The 13,628-nt window shown below is 64.8% G+C and carries 13 protein-coding genes; 5 read left to right on the top strand and 8 right to left on the bottom strand.

From position 1 onward, the window contains the following. Positions 1 to 9: 9 nt before the first annotated feature. Positions 10 to 939 carry a sugar ABC transporter permease gene (locus FJV77_RS13745; RefSeq protein ID WP_142867336.1) on the bottom strand — a complete coding sequence of 310 codons (930 nt, stop codon included), beginning with the start codon at positions 937 to 939 and terminating at the stop codon, positions 10 to 12. Between the two features lie 66 nt (positions 940 to 1,005). Further along, a complete protein-coding gene (locus FJV77_RS13740) occupies positions 1,006 to 2,388 on the bottom strand; it encodes a sugar ABC transporter substrate-binding protein (RefSeq protein WP_142867335.1) in 1,383 nt (460 codons plus the stop codon). 159 nt (positions 2,389 to 2,547) lie between these two features. On the opposite strand from FJV77_RS13740, the gene FJV77_RS13735 reads away from it, so the two are divergent. Genes FJV77_RS13735 through FJV77_RS13715 form a run of 5 tightly spaced genes read left to right on the top strand, consistent with a single transcriptional unit; the run spans position 2,548 to position 7,585 of the window. Then, positions 2,548 to 3,225 carry a hypothetical protein gene (locus tag FJV77_RS13735; RefSeq protein WP_142867334.1) on the top strand — a complete coding sequence of 226 codons (678 nt, stop codon included), beginning with the start codon at positions 2,548 to 2,550 and terminating at the stop codon, positions 3,223 to 3,225. Beyond that, a complete protein-coding gene (locus FJV77_RS13730) occupies positions 3,225 to 4,682 on the top strand; it encodes an FGGY family carbohydrate kinase (RefSeq protein ID WP_142867333.1) in 1,458 nt (485 codons plus the stop codon). The genes FJV77_RS13735 and FJV77_RS13730 overlap by 1 nt, the downstream gene beginning before the upstream one ends. Before the next feature lie 14 nt (positions 4,683 to 4,696). Beyond that, positions 4,697 to 5,989, top strand: coding sequence for an iron-containing alcohol dehydrogenase (locus tag FJV77_RS13725; RefSeq protein WP_142867332.1), 1,293 nt, complete (start codon positions 4,697 to 4,699; stop codon positions 5,987 to 5,989). Positions 5,990 to 5,996: 7 nt separating this feature from the next. Further along, the gene (locus FJV77_RS13720) at positions 5,997 to 6,800 is read left to right on the top strand and encodes an HAD-IIB family hydrolase (RefSeq protein WP_142867360.1); all 804 of its coding nucleotides are present in this window, start codon (positions 5,997 to 5,999) and stop codon (positions 6,798 to 6,800) included. Between the two features lie 2 nt (positions 6,801 to 6,802). Further along, on the top strand, positions 6,803 to 7,585 hold the full coding sequence (locus tag FJV77_RS13715) for a DeoR/GlpR family DNA-binding transcription regulator (protein WP_142867331.1): 783 nt from the start codon (positions 6,803 to 6,805) through the stop codon (positions 7,583 to 7,585). Positions 7,586 to 7,602: 17 nt separating this feature from the next. Here FJV77_RS13715 and FJV77_RS13710 read toward each other — a convergent pair whose 3' ends face one another. The 6 genes from FJV77_RS13710 to FJV77_RS13680 all read right to left on the bottom strand — a co-directional run bounded on the left by FJV77_RS13710 (position 7,603) and on the right by FJV77_RS13680 (position 13,579). Then, positions 7,603 to 8,112: an L-2-amino-thiazoline-4-carboxylic acid hydrolase gene (locus tag FJV77_RS13710; protein ID WP_142867330.1), complete on the bottom strand. Its 510-nt coding sequence runs from the start codon at positions 8,110 to 8,112 to the stop codon at positions 7,603 to 7,605. Further along, positions 8,109 to 8,897: an ATP-binding cassette domain-containing protein gene (locus tag FJV77_RS13705; RefSeq protein WP_142867329.1), complete on the bottom strand. Its 789-nt coding sequence runs from the start codon at positions 8,895 to 8,897 to the stop codon at positions 8,109 to 8,111. The genes FJV77_RS13710 and FJV77_RS13705 overlap by 4 nt, the downstream gene beginning before the upstream one ends. Further along, complete coding sequence (locus FJV77_RS13700) at positions 8,894 to 9,892, bottom strand: ABC transporter ATP-binding protein (RefSeq protein WP_185970306.1); 999 nt, start codon at positions 9,890 to 9,892, stop codon at positions 8,894 to 8,896. The genes FJV77_RS13705 and FJV77_RS13700 overlap by 4 nt, the downstream gene beginning before the upstream one ends. Then, positions 9,889 to 10,719, bottom strand: a complete 831-nt coding sequence (locus FJV77_RS13695) for an ABC transporter permease (RefSeq protein ID WP_142867328.1) — start codon at positions 10,717 to 10,719, stop codon at positions 9,889 to 9,891. The genes FJV77_RS13700 and FJV77_RS13695 overlap by 4 nt, the downstream gene beginning before the upstream one ends. Continuing rightward, a complete protein-coding gene (locus FJV77_RS13690) occupies positions 10,716 to 11,702 on the bottom strand; it encodes an ABC transporter permease (RefSeq protein WP_142867327.1) in 987 nt (328 codons plus the stop codon). Before FJV77_RS13690 ends, FJV77_RS13695 begins: the two co-directional genes overlap by 4 nt. A gap of 272 nt (positions 11,703 to 11,974) precedes the next feature. After that, complete coding sequence (locus tag FJV77_RS13680; protein ID WP_142867326.1) at positions 11,975 to 13,579, bottom strand: ABC transporter substrate-binding protein; 1,605 nt, start codon at positions 13,577 to 13,579, stop codon at positions 11,975 to 11,977. Positions 13,580 to 13,628: the final 49 nt, after the last annotated feature.

The following is a 13,628-nucleotide window of genomic DNA, read 5'->3' as shown; positions in this document are numbered from 1 at the left end:
GCCGCGCCCTCAAAACGCAGCCGCCGGTTTGCGGCTCGACCAGTACACAGCTTTGTAGAAGACCGAGCACAGGATCAGCACCACAAGATAGATCATGAAGGCGACCGCCGCGCCGTAGCCGAGGTCCCAGTTGCGAAAGTTGACGCGGTAGGCATAGATCGAGACCAGCTCGGTCAGCGTTCCCGGGCCGCCGCCGGTCATCAGGAAGACCTTGTCGAATTCCTTGAAGGCGTCGATGCCGCGCAAGAGCAGCACCAGCGCGATGACGGGCCGCAGCAGCGGCAGCATGACATCGCGAAAGATCTGGAACGGTTTGGCGCCATCCATCATCGCCGCCTCGAACGGCGCGCGCGGCAAGCTCATCATGCCGGCCAGCATGATCAGGGTGACGAAAGGCGTCCACTGCCAAACGTCGATGGCGATTATGGTCGGAAAGACCAGGTCGGGCGCCGAAAGCACCGCCGCATTCTGCGCCAGCAGGCCGACCTTGCGCATGTAGAAGGTGAGCATGCCGAAATCGCCCTGCAAGAGCAGACGCCAGATCAGCCCGACGGCGACCGGCGCGATCATCATCGGGATGAGCAGCAGCGTGGTCAAAAGCCGCTGGCTGGCGACGAAGCGGAAGATCAGGAAGGCCAGCGCAAAGCCGAGCAGGAATTCGAGGCCCACGGCGATGACGACGAATTTCAGCGTCAGCAGGAACGACGCCCAGAAAAACGGATCGTTGCGCATCAGCTTGCGGAAATTGTCGAAGCCGACAAAGGCGCCGGAGTGGCTGGCGTCGGCGAAGCTGAGGTCGGTCAGCGCGGTATAGACCATGTAGTAGAACGGACCGACCAGGAAGACGACGACAAGCAGCGTCGCCGGCAGCATCACCAGCGGTCCCACCCCACGGTCGAGAAGCGGCATTCCGCGCTGCGATGGAGGGCGGTTCGTCACGGGCGTTTCCTGCGGACAAGAACGGCTACCCGCTTTTGCGGGTAGCCTCTGCGCGACATTCGAGACCTATCGTGCCGGATAGGTCATGGGTGCGCAAGAACCGAGCAATGTCGAGATGTCGGTGGCGGCGGTGTCGAGGGCAGCCTGCGCTTCCTTCTCGCCGGCGAGGTAGGACGACAGCTCTCGCACCAGTATGTCGGTCATCTCGGCCGATTGCGGCAGCGTCGCCTTCGGCACCGCATGCTCGTTGGCCTCCATCGAGGCCTTGGCGTAGGGCAGTTTCTGCACCTCCGCCGAGGCATAGACATCGGGCCGGCCCGAGGCGCCGCCATTGAGATGCTGTTCGAGCTGGCGATCATAGCCCATCATCCACTGGACGAAGAGGAAGGCCGCCTGCTGGTTCTTCGAATAGACGGGGATCAGGTAGGTCCAGCCCTCGACCTGGCCGATCTTGCCGCCTTCGCCTTGCGGCACGAGGTCGAAGCCGACCTTGCCGACGACGGTGGAGGCGGTGGTGTCGACCGACACGGCATAGGTGGCGTCGTTCCACATGATCAGCTCGGCGACCTTGGCCTGCTGCATCAGCGCCATGACGTCGTCCCAGAAATAGTTGAGGCTGTCCGGCGGCGAGAATTGCAGCAGGCTCTTGTAGAATTCGAGGGAGGCGACGGCCTTGGGGCTGTTGACGATGACCGGGCCGCAGGCCGAGCCGCTCTTGACGTCGAGCACGTCGCCGCCGAAGGAATAGAGGAAGTTGAGCCACTCATACCACAGCGCCTCGTGGCGCTTGCCCTGCAGGGCGGTGCCGTAAAAGCCCTGGTCGGGTCGGTAGAACCATTCGGCGATGTCGCGATACTGCTTCCAGTCCCTGGCAGGCGCCAGATCGTAGCCATACTTGGCCTTGAAGCCGGCCTGCTCCTTGGGATCGGCGAGCAGGTCCGAGCGATACCACATGAACATATTGAGCACGGTGAAGGGGAAGCCGTACTCCTTGCCGTCATACCAGGAGATTTCGTGCCAGGCGGTCTGGTAGAGCTGCTTCTCCGGCTCGAAGGTCGGATCGCGCAAAGCCGGATCAGCCATCGTCTTGGCGATTTCGACCAGATGGTTGTTGGTGGCGAATTTGCCGAGTTCGCGATGCGGCTGGATGATGACGTCGTAGCGGCCGCGGTGCGAATTGAGATCGAGCTGGACCTTGTTGACGGCTTCGGAATGCTCGTACATCTCGACTTCGACATGGATGCCGGTCTGCTTTTCGAACTCCGGCGCCATCTTCTTCAACGCTTCGAGCGGCGGCAGCGCCTCGCCGACCATGCGGATGGTCTGACCGCTGTAAGGCTTCGACGCCTCCTTCAGGTCCCACGCAGCAGCCTGTGTGATTTGCCACATAAGGGCGGCGATGACGAGCAGCCCGGATGCGGCACTCTCACGTCTCAGCGGCTTGAGCATTCTTCCCTCTCCCTAGAAGTCGTGCCTGGCGGGCCGGCGCCCGTTCTGTCATAAAATGTGTGGTACTGCAAATTAAAATGTGGCACCTTGCAACAATTGGTTGGGAGATGTTAACAGACCGGCAGTAAACCGGCTTTCCCGAGGCGAGGGACCTTTCGGATGGACTTCATCTTCATGCTGACGCGTAACGATCGCACGGTCGAGGACTGTCTCGACCTGGTCGAGCTGATCGAGCCGGTCGGGCTGAAGCATGTCGGCTTCAAGGACATCGGCGTGGCGCCGAATGTACTGCGTAAGCTCGCCGGCGCCATCCGCCGGACAGGCGCCACCACTTACATGGAAGTTGTCTCGACGACAGCAGAAGCCTGCCTCAATTCGGCGCGCATCGCCAGGGATCTCGGCATCCAGCGGCTGCTTGGCGGCACGCAGGTCGACGAGATCATGGGGCTGCTGGAGGGGAGCGATACCGAATACTACCCTTTTCCGGGACGGCCGGTCGGCCATCCGACCAAGCTCGGCGGCTCGCCTGGAGATGTCGAGGCCGACTGCCGATCCTTTGTGGAAAAGGGTTGTGCGGGATGCGACATCCTCGCCTATCGCGCCACCGAGGCCGACCCGGCCGAACTGGTTCGCGCCGCCCGGCGCGGCCTTGGTCCGTTGCGGCATCTGATCGTAGCCGGCGCGGTGGCTTCGGCCGATCGGATCAAGGCAATCAAGCAGGCTGGCGCAGACGCTTTTACCATTGGCACAGCGGTTTTCGACGGCTCCTATTCGCCGACGAAAGGTTCTATCCTCTCGCAACTGCGGGATGTCCTCGCGGATTGCGAGCGTGTCTAATGCCAGTCGTCGGCATCGATCTCGGCACACAAAGCCTGAAGGCGATCGTCGTCGATGACGAATTGCGGCTGCGTGGCGAGGCTGCTGTGCTTTATCAGCCGGCCTTCCCGGCGCCGGGTTGGGCCGAACAGAATCCGGCGCTGTGGCTGGCGGCGCTCAGGCCAGCCATTGCCGGCGCGCTCGACAAGGCTGGGCGTGCACCGTCCGACATCAAGGGCATTGCCATTGCCGGCCAGCTCGACGGCTGCGTCGCAGTCGACGGCAGCGGCCAGGCAGTGGCGCCTTGCATTATCTGGATGGATCGGCGGGCGTCGGGAGAGATCGCCGGTATAGATCCCGGCTTCATCCGCGAACGCACCGGTCTCGTCCTCGACGCCACCCATTTGGCGGCGAAAATCCGCTGGGCAGCGCGCAACTTGCCCGAAGCGCGCCGCGTGGCGCTCTGGCACCAGCCGGTTTCGTTCGTTGTCGCTGCGTTGTGCGGTCGTGCCGTCATCGACCACGCACTTGCCTCGACGACCATGCTCTATGGGCTGAAGGAGCGCGACTATGCCGGCGATCTGCTGGCGGCCTTCGACATCGATGCCGATAAGCTGCCCGGCATCGACGATGCATCGGCGGTCGCCGGCGCCTTGACTGCGGCCGGCGCCGAGCTGACCGGCCTGCCTGTGGGCACCCCGCTGGCAGTTGGCACCGGTGATGATTTTTCCGCCGCCATCGGCGCCGGCGTTGTTGTGCCCGATATCGTTGCCTGCAACCTCGGCACGGCCGAAGTGGTCGGTGCAGTGTCTGACACATTTCGCCTCGATCCCGGCGGCCTGGTCGAGACGCATGGTTTTCTCGGTGACCGCTATTTCGTCTCCAATCCCGGATGGCTTTCGGGCGGCGCAGTGACCTGGTTCCAGTCTACCTTCGGCGTGGATTCGCCGGCGGCGATGTCGGAGCTGGCGGCGACGGTCGTTGCCGGCAGCGACGATTTGCTGTTCGTCCCGGCACTGTCCGGCGCCATGGCACCGCGTTGGATCGCCGAGGCGCGGGGCGCTTTCTACGGCCTGACATCCTTCCACGGCAAAGCGACTTGCGCCCGCGCTGTGCTGGAGGGCTGCGCCTTTGCCATGCGTGACGTGGTCGACCGGCTGGACCAGCTCGGCATCGCCACTGGGCGCATCAGGCTCTCCGGCGGCGGCGCCCGTAGCCGGGTGTGGGCGCAGATCCGCGCCGATGTCAGTGGCAGGCCGGTCGAGATGGCAAGCGCCGCCGATGCCTCGCTGATCGGTGCGGCAATCCTTGCTGCCACCGCCATTGGCCTTTCGTCCTCAGTGCAGCAGGCGGCCGAAAGGCTGAGCGGTAGCATCGAGACGATCGACCCCAATCCTTCGGCCAAGGCCGGGTACGACAGAAGTTACCGTCGGTATCGGACCTTGTTCGATGCCCTGATCCCGCTTCATGCTGACTGATTGGACGGCTCCCGATGTCCAAGGAAATGCTCGATCGTCTCATTGCCGGTACCCTGCCTGACCCGGATGGCGAGGGAATGCTATCGTTGCCGCTGAAGACCATCGTGATCGGGCGCGGTCTCGGCGACGAAGCGGATGCGCTGGTCAAGCCGTTGCCGCTCGGTCGCAAGCTCGCTGTGGTCATGGATCCCGACACAAGGCTGGCGCTGGGCGAGAGGGTGTCGATCGCGCTGCGTGGCAGCAGCGATGTCGACAAGATCATCTTGCCGCGCCATCCGCATCCGGACATGGACGCCGTGCGATTGGTGATCGCCCGCACGAAAGACGCCAGCGGCCTGGTCGCGGTCGGATCGGGCTCGATCAACGACATCGCCAAATACGCCGCACATCTGACCCAGAAACCCTATGTGGTCTTCGGTACAGCGCCGTCGATGAACGGCTACACCTCTGTGTCGGCGGCAATCACCGAGGATGGCCTGAAGAAATCGCTGACGGCGAGCCTGCCGGTCGGCGTGTTCCTTGATCTCGACGTCATGGCGCGGGCACCGCACCGGCTGATCGCCGCCGGCTTCGGCGACTCGATGGCGCGACCGACCGCCCAGACGGACTGGCTGATGGCGCATCTGTTGATCGGCACGCCCTACAGGCAGGCGCCGTTCATGCTTCTGGCCGGGGACGAGAAGACGCTGATCGCCAAGGCCGGCGAACTCAGGACCGGCGACCTCGCGGCGATGGAAGTGCTGGTGCGCACGCTGGTCATGTCGGGTCTCGGCATGACTTTGTGCGGCGGCTCCTATCCTGCCAGCCAAGGCGAACATCTGATCGCCCACTATATCGACATGCGGGGCCAGGGGCTGCCCGAGACGCATCACGGCGAACACATAGCGGTGACGACATTGACGATGGCGCGGCTGCAGGAACAAGTGCTGGCGCTGCCGGGCCTGCAGCTTGCGCCGTCCGCCGATACACAGGACCGCTTCATCGAGATCTTTGGCGAAACGCTTGGACACTCCTGCTGGGCAGCGTTCAAGCCCAAGCTGCTCGACCATGAGCGGGCGACCGCCATCAACACCATGCTGGCCGAGCAATGGCGCTCGTATCGCGAAAGGCTTTCCCGCGTGGCCCGTCCGGCGCGCGAGATCGCGGCAGCACTGCGTGCCGCTGGCGCGCCGACCACGCCGCAGGAGGTCGCCATACCGGCTGCCTTCTACGACGAGGCGGTTGCCAATGCGAGGCTGATCCGCGACAGGTTCACCATGCTCGACGTCGCCGCTGCCTCGCTCGAAACGGTCGCGGCGGGAGCCTGAACGGGTGCTGCGCCCGCTCGCCGACTTCACCGCCCTGGACCGGCGCAAGATCGCCGTCGTGCTGACCGACATAGACGACACCTTGACCGACAAGGGGCGGCTGCCGGCAAAGGCCTATGCGGCGCTGGAGCGGCTGAAGCAGGCTGGGTTCATCGTCGCGCCGGTCACCGGCCGGCCGGCTGGCTGGTGCGACCTGATCGCCCGGCAATGGCCGGTGGACGGTGTGATCGGTGAGAACGGCGCCTTCTATTTTCGCTACGACGACGCCAGCAAGCGGATGGTCCGCCACTACTCCAAAAGCGCCGCCGAACGGCAGGCCGACGCGGCGCGGCTGCGCGAGATCGAACGCGCCGTGCTCGCGGAAATTCCGGGTGCGGCGGTCGCTGCCGACCAGTCCTATCGCGAGGCCGACCTGGCGATCGATTTCTGCGAGGACGTCGCGCCGCTGCCCAAAACCGACGTGCTGAAGATCGTCGGTATCTTCCAGCGCTTCGGTGCGACGGCGAAAATCTCGTCCATCCATGTCAATGGCTGGTTCGGCACATACGACAAACTGTCGACAAGCCGGCTATTCTTGCGCGACTGTTTCGGTATAGATATTGACCACGACAAGGACAGCATTGTCTTCGTCGGCGATAGTCCAAACGATGCACCAATGTTCGGCTTCTTCCCCAACAGCGTCGGCGTCGCTAATGTGCTGGACTTCGCCGGCGAACTTCCGGCATCTCCTGCCTTCGTCACAACCGGGCGCGGCGCGCACGGATTTGCCGAGCTTGCCGACGCGTTGATTGCTGCAAAGGGAATGGAATAATCATGGACCATGGCCGACTGACGAAGAAGGAGCGGCACGCGCTTATCCTTTCGGAAGTGCGCCGGTCGGCGTCCATTCGCATCTCCAAGCTTGCGCGCCGCATCGGCGTCGCCGGCGAAACGATCCGCCGCGATCTCATCGAACTCGGCGATGCCGGGCTGATCAACCGCACCTATGGCGGCGCGACGATCTCGCTGGTGACGACCGAACCGGTGATTTCCGAGCGCGGCCTGACCCTGGTCGACGAGCGCGCCCGCATCGGCCGCGGCGCGGCCGGCCTGGTCGAGAAGGGCCAGATCGTGATGATCGACGGCGGTTCGACCACTTATGAGGTGGCACGCAACCTTTCGCAGCTGAAGCGCGACCTTACCATCATCACCAATTCCACCGGCGTGGCCTCGGTGGCCGGCGCCAATCCGACCTTCCGGGTGCTGCTCTGCCCCGGGACCTATGACAGCCGCGAAGGCAGCGTGCTGGGCGAAGACACGGTCGAGTTCGTGCGCCGCTACAACGCTGACGTCGCCATCATCGGGGCGTCGGGACTAAGTGCCGACGGCCCGAGCGACATGATCTCCGGCGCCGCGGCAGTCAAGCGCGCGATGATATCGCGGTCCCTGTCGACGGTGCTGGTGGTGACCCACGACAAGTTCGGGCGCTCCAGCCTTGAGCGCATCTGCGGACTGGACGACATTGCCGATATCGTCACCGACAGCGAACCCAAGGCCGACCTGCGCACTGCTGCCGAACAGGCGGGCACGGAGCTGCATGTGTTTCCCGCCGACTGATTGGGCGGCGCCGCTGGCTATCCGGCAGCATCCCGGTTGGTCAGCGCGATGTGGCAGCAGCCTGAGCCGTGTCCCGGCGTCCAGGTGACGTTGTCGAAGCGCACGCCCGTCGCCTCGAACAGGCCGCGGTCGAAGGCGCCGGCGATGCGGCAGAGCGTGGCGAGCTTTTCATCGCCGACACCCGCCTCGATCCAGGCATCCTTCAGTGGGCAGCGTTTCACCTTGAAGGCGATATGGTCCGGTCCGCGCTCGATATCGGTTGGATACATCAGGCCGCCGTCCGGGCTGACGGCCAGGAACGCTTCGCCGATGGCTGGCGCGTCGTTGGGTCCGAAGCGGGCAAAGGCAGCTGCCGCCACCTCCTTGCCGCGCTGCTCGATGGTGCGGACCATGATCGCCTCGGCTTTCTCCGCGCCCAGTTCGCCGGTCAGTTCATCGAGGAACAGGCGATAGAGATCGGCGCGGTTGCGGAAGGCGAAATCGAGTTCGCGCGAGAGCTTTTCGGCTCTGGCTTCGGCGTCTGTCATGATGCGTCCTGTAGATGTGTTCGATTGAGTGTTGGTGCCGCCGCCACCAGTGCCTTGCCGATGGCCGATTGCGGCACGTCGATAACGGCGCGGGCGTCGCCGCTCTCGGCGATCCGCCCGGCGTCGAGAAGGACGACGCGGTGGGCGATCGCACGAACAACGCCGAGATCATGCGAAATGAACAGATAGGCGATCCGTTCCCTGGCTTGCAGGTCGAGCAGCAGCTCGAGGATCTGTCCGCGCACCGAAACATCGAGCGCCGACACCGCTTCGTCGAGTACGATCAGTGACGGGTTCGTTGCGATGGCGCGGGCAATCGCTACGCGCTGGCGCTGGCCGCCGGAGATTTCATGGATGGAGCGTGGAGCGAGATCGGCCGTCAGCCCAACACGCTCAAGCAAGGCAGCGATGCGGGCAGGCCGTTCGACGCGGGAGGCGATGGCATGGATGCGCAAGGGGTCGTCAAGCACACGCGCCACCGTCGCGCGCGGGTTGAAGGCGGCGAGCGGATCCTGAAACACCATTTGCAGGCGTGCGCGGCGTGCACGCAGCGCGGCACCGTTCAAGGCCAGGAAGTCATCGCCTTTGAATTGTATGTTTCCGGCGTCAGGCTCGATCAGCCTGAGCACCAGCCGCGCGATCGTCGACTTGCCGCTGCCGGAGGGGCCGGCCAGCGCCAGCGTTTCGCCGGGTTCGATGGTGAAGGAGACGCCGTCGACGGCGGCGATGGTCGTGCCGCCGCGGCGGTAGTGTTTGGTCAGGTTGGAGACGCTGAGCAGGCTCATGTCGAAGCCCGTCGCAGCAGCGGCTCGGCGTCGAGGCCGAGATGGGCGTCGAGCAGCGCGCGCGTATAGTCCTGGCGCGGGGCGTTGACGATTTGCTCCGTCGCGCCGATCTCGACCAGTCCCCCCTGCCGGAAGACGGCGATGCGCTCGGCGAGTTCGGCGGCCAGCGCGATGTCGTGGCTGATGAACAACAACGTCATGCCATCCTCCGCCGCCAATTGCCGGATCAGCGCGACGATCTCGGCCTGCACGATGGTGTCCAGCGCGCTGGTCGCCTCGTCGGCGATCAGCAGTTTGGGTCCGGCCGCAATCGCGGCGGCAATTGCCACGCGCTGCTTCTGGCCACCGGAGAGTTGGTGCGGGAAGGCGCGCATGGCCGAGGCTGGGTCTGGCAGGCGGACGCGTTCGAGCAGGGTTTTGGCTTTGGCGTAGGCTTGTGGCCAGTCGAGGCCGAGTTGGGTGCGGGCGACTTCGGCGATTTGTTTGCCGACGGGCATCACGGGGTCGAGGCTGGCGGATGGGTCCTGGAAGACGAAGCCGATGTCGCGGCCGGGGAGGGGGGACTTGTCGCCAGGACGGGAAGGGTGGAGCTCTACGGCGCCCCCCTCTGTCCTGCCGGACATCTCCCCCACTTGGGGGGAGATTAGGCCGTCACTTCCGCTCTCGCCAATCTCTGAGGCCGCTGGGAAGGTGCCGGCGACGTAGCTGCCAATCTCCCCCCTTGTGGGGGAGATGTCCGGCAGGACAGAGGGGGGCGCGAAGGAATGAGACGATTCCGATATGTACCAATCGATGCGACCTTCGACCTTGGCGCTTGCCGGCAGCAACCCCGCAATCGCCAGCGCCAGTGTGCTCTTGCCTGAACCGCTCTCGCCGATGATCGCCAGGCGCTCGCCAGCAACGACATCAAGGCTGATGCCGTCCAGTGCCGCCACCTCGGTCCCATCCCGCCGATAGTGCACCGAGAGGTTGCGGATTTCAGCCAGCGCGGTCACGACAGGCTCCTCCTCACGGCCGCCGTCTCGACCACACCTTCGCCGGCGAGATAGACGCCGAGCACAGTCAATACCAAAGCGATGCCCGGAACGATCGACAAGAACGGCGCAGTGCGCAGCACGGTGCGGCCTTCGGCGATCATGCCGCCCCAGGTGACGCGGTTGGGGTCGCCGAGACCGAGGAAGGAAAGTGCTGCTTCGGTGAGGATCGCGGCGGCGACGATTACCGAGGACAGCGCCAGCACCGGCGGCAAGGCGTTGGGCAACACTTCGCGGAAAGCGATTTCGAGCGGATGCATGCCGATGACGCGGGCGCCGGCGACATAGTCGCGCTCGCGGATCGACAGCACTTCCGCGCGGGCGACACGAGCGGGGCCGGTCCAGGCGCCGAGCGCGATGGCTGCGACCACGACCCCGAGCGACGGGCCGACAACGCTGACGAAAGCAAGCGCCAGAAGAAAACTCGGCACGGTCTGGAAGGCATCGGTGATGCGCATCAGCACTTCGTCGACGACCCCGCCGGCAAAGCCGGCCAGCGTGCCGACGACCGCGCCGATGAGGAGTGCTGCCGCAGCAGCCGCCAGCCCGACCGCCAGCGAGGTGCGGGCGCCGTGGAACAATTCGGCCAGCACATCGCGGCCGAGTCGGTCAGTGCCGAGCGGCAGCGACCAGTCATGGAACGGCGGCAGCAGCGCCGGACCGGCGATGGCTTGAGGGTCGCCGGGGAAAAGCAGCGACGCAAACAGCGCCATGGCGAAAAGCACGCCCAGGATGATCGCGCCGGCGAGCGTTTCCGGCCGGTGCAGGAACCGGTTGAGCGGGCTCACGCGCCGGCCTCGCTGGCGCCGACGCGCGGGTCGAGAAAGGCGTACGCGATGTCGACGGCAAGATTGATGGCAATGACCAGCACGGCGCTGGTGAGGATTATGCCGAGGAGCAGCGGTGTGTCGCGCGAAGCCACCGCTTCCTGCGCCAACCGGCCAAGGCCGGGCACGGCAAAGACACTCTCGATGACGACGCTGCCGCCCAGCATCTGCGCTGATTGCAGGCCGAGCATGGTGATGAGCGGTAAGAGCGCGTTGCGGGCGACATGGGCAAACACGACGCGGCGGCGCGACAGCCCCCTGGCGCGGGCGGCGAGGACAAAATCCTGCCGCCAGGCCTCGGCCATGCCGGCGCGCATCATGCGCAGATACAGCGCGAAATAAATGAAGCCGAGCGCGGAAACCGGCAGTACGAGATGGACAGCGATGTCGGCGGCGCGGGCGAAGCCGGTCTTTTCGGAGGCCAGGCTCTCGATGCCACCGATCGGCAACCAGCGCAGGTCGACGGCAAAGACGACGATGAGCACCAGGCCGAGCCAGAAGCCTGGCACCGCATAGAGCGCGAGTGAGCCGATGGACAGGAAGCGGTCGCGCAGACTGCCGGGTTTCGCGCCGGCATAGATGCCGAGCGCCGAGCCCAAGCCGAAGGAGAGCGCGGTGGCGCTGACCATCAGGAGGAGCGTGGTGGGCAGACGCTCGAGAATGACGTCGCGGATCGGCCTGGAGAAAGTAACGGACTGGCCGAGATCGAGGTGCAGCAGCGCCCAGATATAGTTGGCGAGCCGTGTCAGTTCCGACTGGTCGAGGCCCCAGCGATGACGCAGCAATTCGATCATGCCGGCATCGCCGCCGGTCGAGACGATATAGGCGTCGACGGCGTCACCGGGGGCGGCTTCGAGCAAAAGGAAGGTGCCGATGATGACGATCAGCAGCACGAAGATGCTGCCGACGAGACGGCGGCGAATGAGGGTGAGGGCGCGGGTCATGGGGAAAGGGCGCCGCCCGCAAGCATTTGAAGTTGCGCTCTACGGCGCCCCCCTCTGTCCTGCCGGACATCTCCCCCACAAGGGGGGAGATCAGCTGTCATCGCTGCCTTCGCCAATCTCCAACGTTGCAGGACTGAGCGGGCGGCAGAAACTGCCAATCTCCCCCCTCGTGGGGGAGATGTCCGGCAGGACAGAGGGGGGCGCGAAGGAACTCTCATCCCTGATGATGAGCACTCGCTCAAACGATGCGCAAGCATCGCGTGCGGCTCGCGCTAGCCCGCCAGATACGTGTCCGCCCAGTTCGAAACCGCCCAGCGCGGATTGTTGGCTATGTTGCCCACCGTATCGCGCGCGACGCTGATGAAACTCCACTCCGCGACGTTGATCAGCGGCAGGTCGGCGGCCACCTCCTTCTGGAATTCCTTGTAGAGGTCGGTGCGCGCTGCGGTGTCGAGCGTTTCCGATGCCTTGGCGATCAGCGCATCGAGCGCATCGTTCTTGTAGCCGCCCTGGTTGGAGAACGGCACGCCGTCGGGAATGCCGCTTTGCACCAGGATGGTGGTCGAGATCGCCGGGTCGCCGCGGAACACTGGCGGACCGACGGCGAGGTCGAAGGCGTGGTCGGTGTAGACCGCCTTGATGTGCGCGGGCGCATCGTTGTTGACGATCTCGGCATCGATGCCGATCACCGCCAGCGCCTGGCGCAGATAGTCGCCGAACTGCTTGGTCTCGTTGAAATAGGGCGCCGGCAGGAGCTTCACCGCAAACCGCTTGCCATCATCGGCTTTGGCGTAGCCGGCCTCGTCGAGCAGCGCGTTGGCCTTGGCGACGTCGAACGGATAGGTCGGCACGTCGGCGGTGTAGAATTGCGGATCGTTCTTCGGCACCGGGCCGGTGGCGGTCGCGGCATAGCCGAGGAATACCGTCTTGACGACGAAATCCTTGTCGATGGCATGCGCGATCGCCTGGCGCACCTTCACGTCGGCGAGTTCCTTGCGGCGATGGTTGATCTCGACGACCAGCTGATAGGTGAGCCCCTCATAGCCCTTGGAGATGACCTTCAGGCCCGGCACTTTCGAGATACGATCGAGGTCGGCTAGCGGCACGGCGGAGAAGGCGGCGAGCTGGATCTCTTCGGCCTCGAGCGCGGCCGCCGCCGACGTGCGGTCGGGCAGCACCTGATAGATGATTTCGTCGAGATAGGGCTCGTCCTTGCCCCAGTAGTCCGCATTCCTGGTCAGCTTGTAATACTGGCCGGCCTTGTACTCGCCGAACTTGAACGGGCCGGTGCCGATCGGCGCGTTGTTGGCCGGGTTGTCCTCGATCTTGCCGACCTCATAGATGTGCTTCGGCACCACGCTCGACAGCGCCGGCAAGGCATTGCGGATCAGCTGGAATGGCGTCGGCTTGGCGAATTTGAACACGGCGGTGAAGTCGTCCGGGGTGTCGACGGCGGCCAGATCCTTGAACACTATGCGGCCGAGATTTTGCAGCGGCTTCCAGACCTGCAGCGCCGAGAAGGCGACGTCCGCCGAGGTAAACGGCTTGCCGTCATGCCATTTGACGCCGTCGCGCAGTTTGAAGGTTACGGACAGCCCGTCGGCGGCGCCTTCCCAGGAGAGCGCCAGGCGCGGCTCGAGCCCATCCTTGCCGTCAAACGAGGCTTCGGCCAGGGTCTCGACGATCTTGCTGGAGATGAAGAAAACGCCGTTGGAGGCGACAATCGCCGGATTGAGATTGCGCGGTTCGGAATCGGCGGCAAGCACGAGCCGGCCGCCCTTCTTCGGCGTCTGTGCCCAGCCAAATGCCGGCATGGCGGTGGAGGCCAGCAACAGGGCTGAGCCCGAAAGCAGCGTGCGTCTGGAAATATCTGACATGATCGAACTCCGTCCTCTCCGCGACCCTGCCGGGCGCGCCAATCCCCCT

This window comes from Mesorhizobium sp. WSM4306, from assembly GCF_007003975.1.
Lineage (GTDB): Bacteria > Pseudomonadota > Alphaproteobacteria > Rhizobiales > Rhizobiaceae > Mesorhizobium.
Note: the sequence above shows the minus strand (reverse complement) of the source record. Positions and strands in the feature narration are given on the sequence as shown.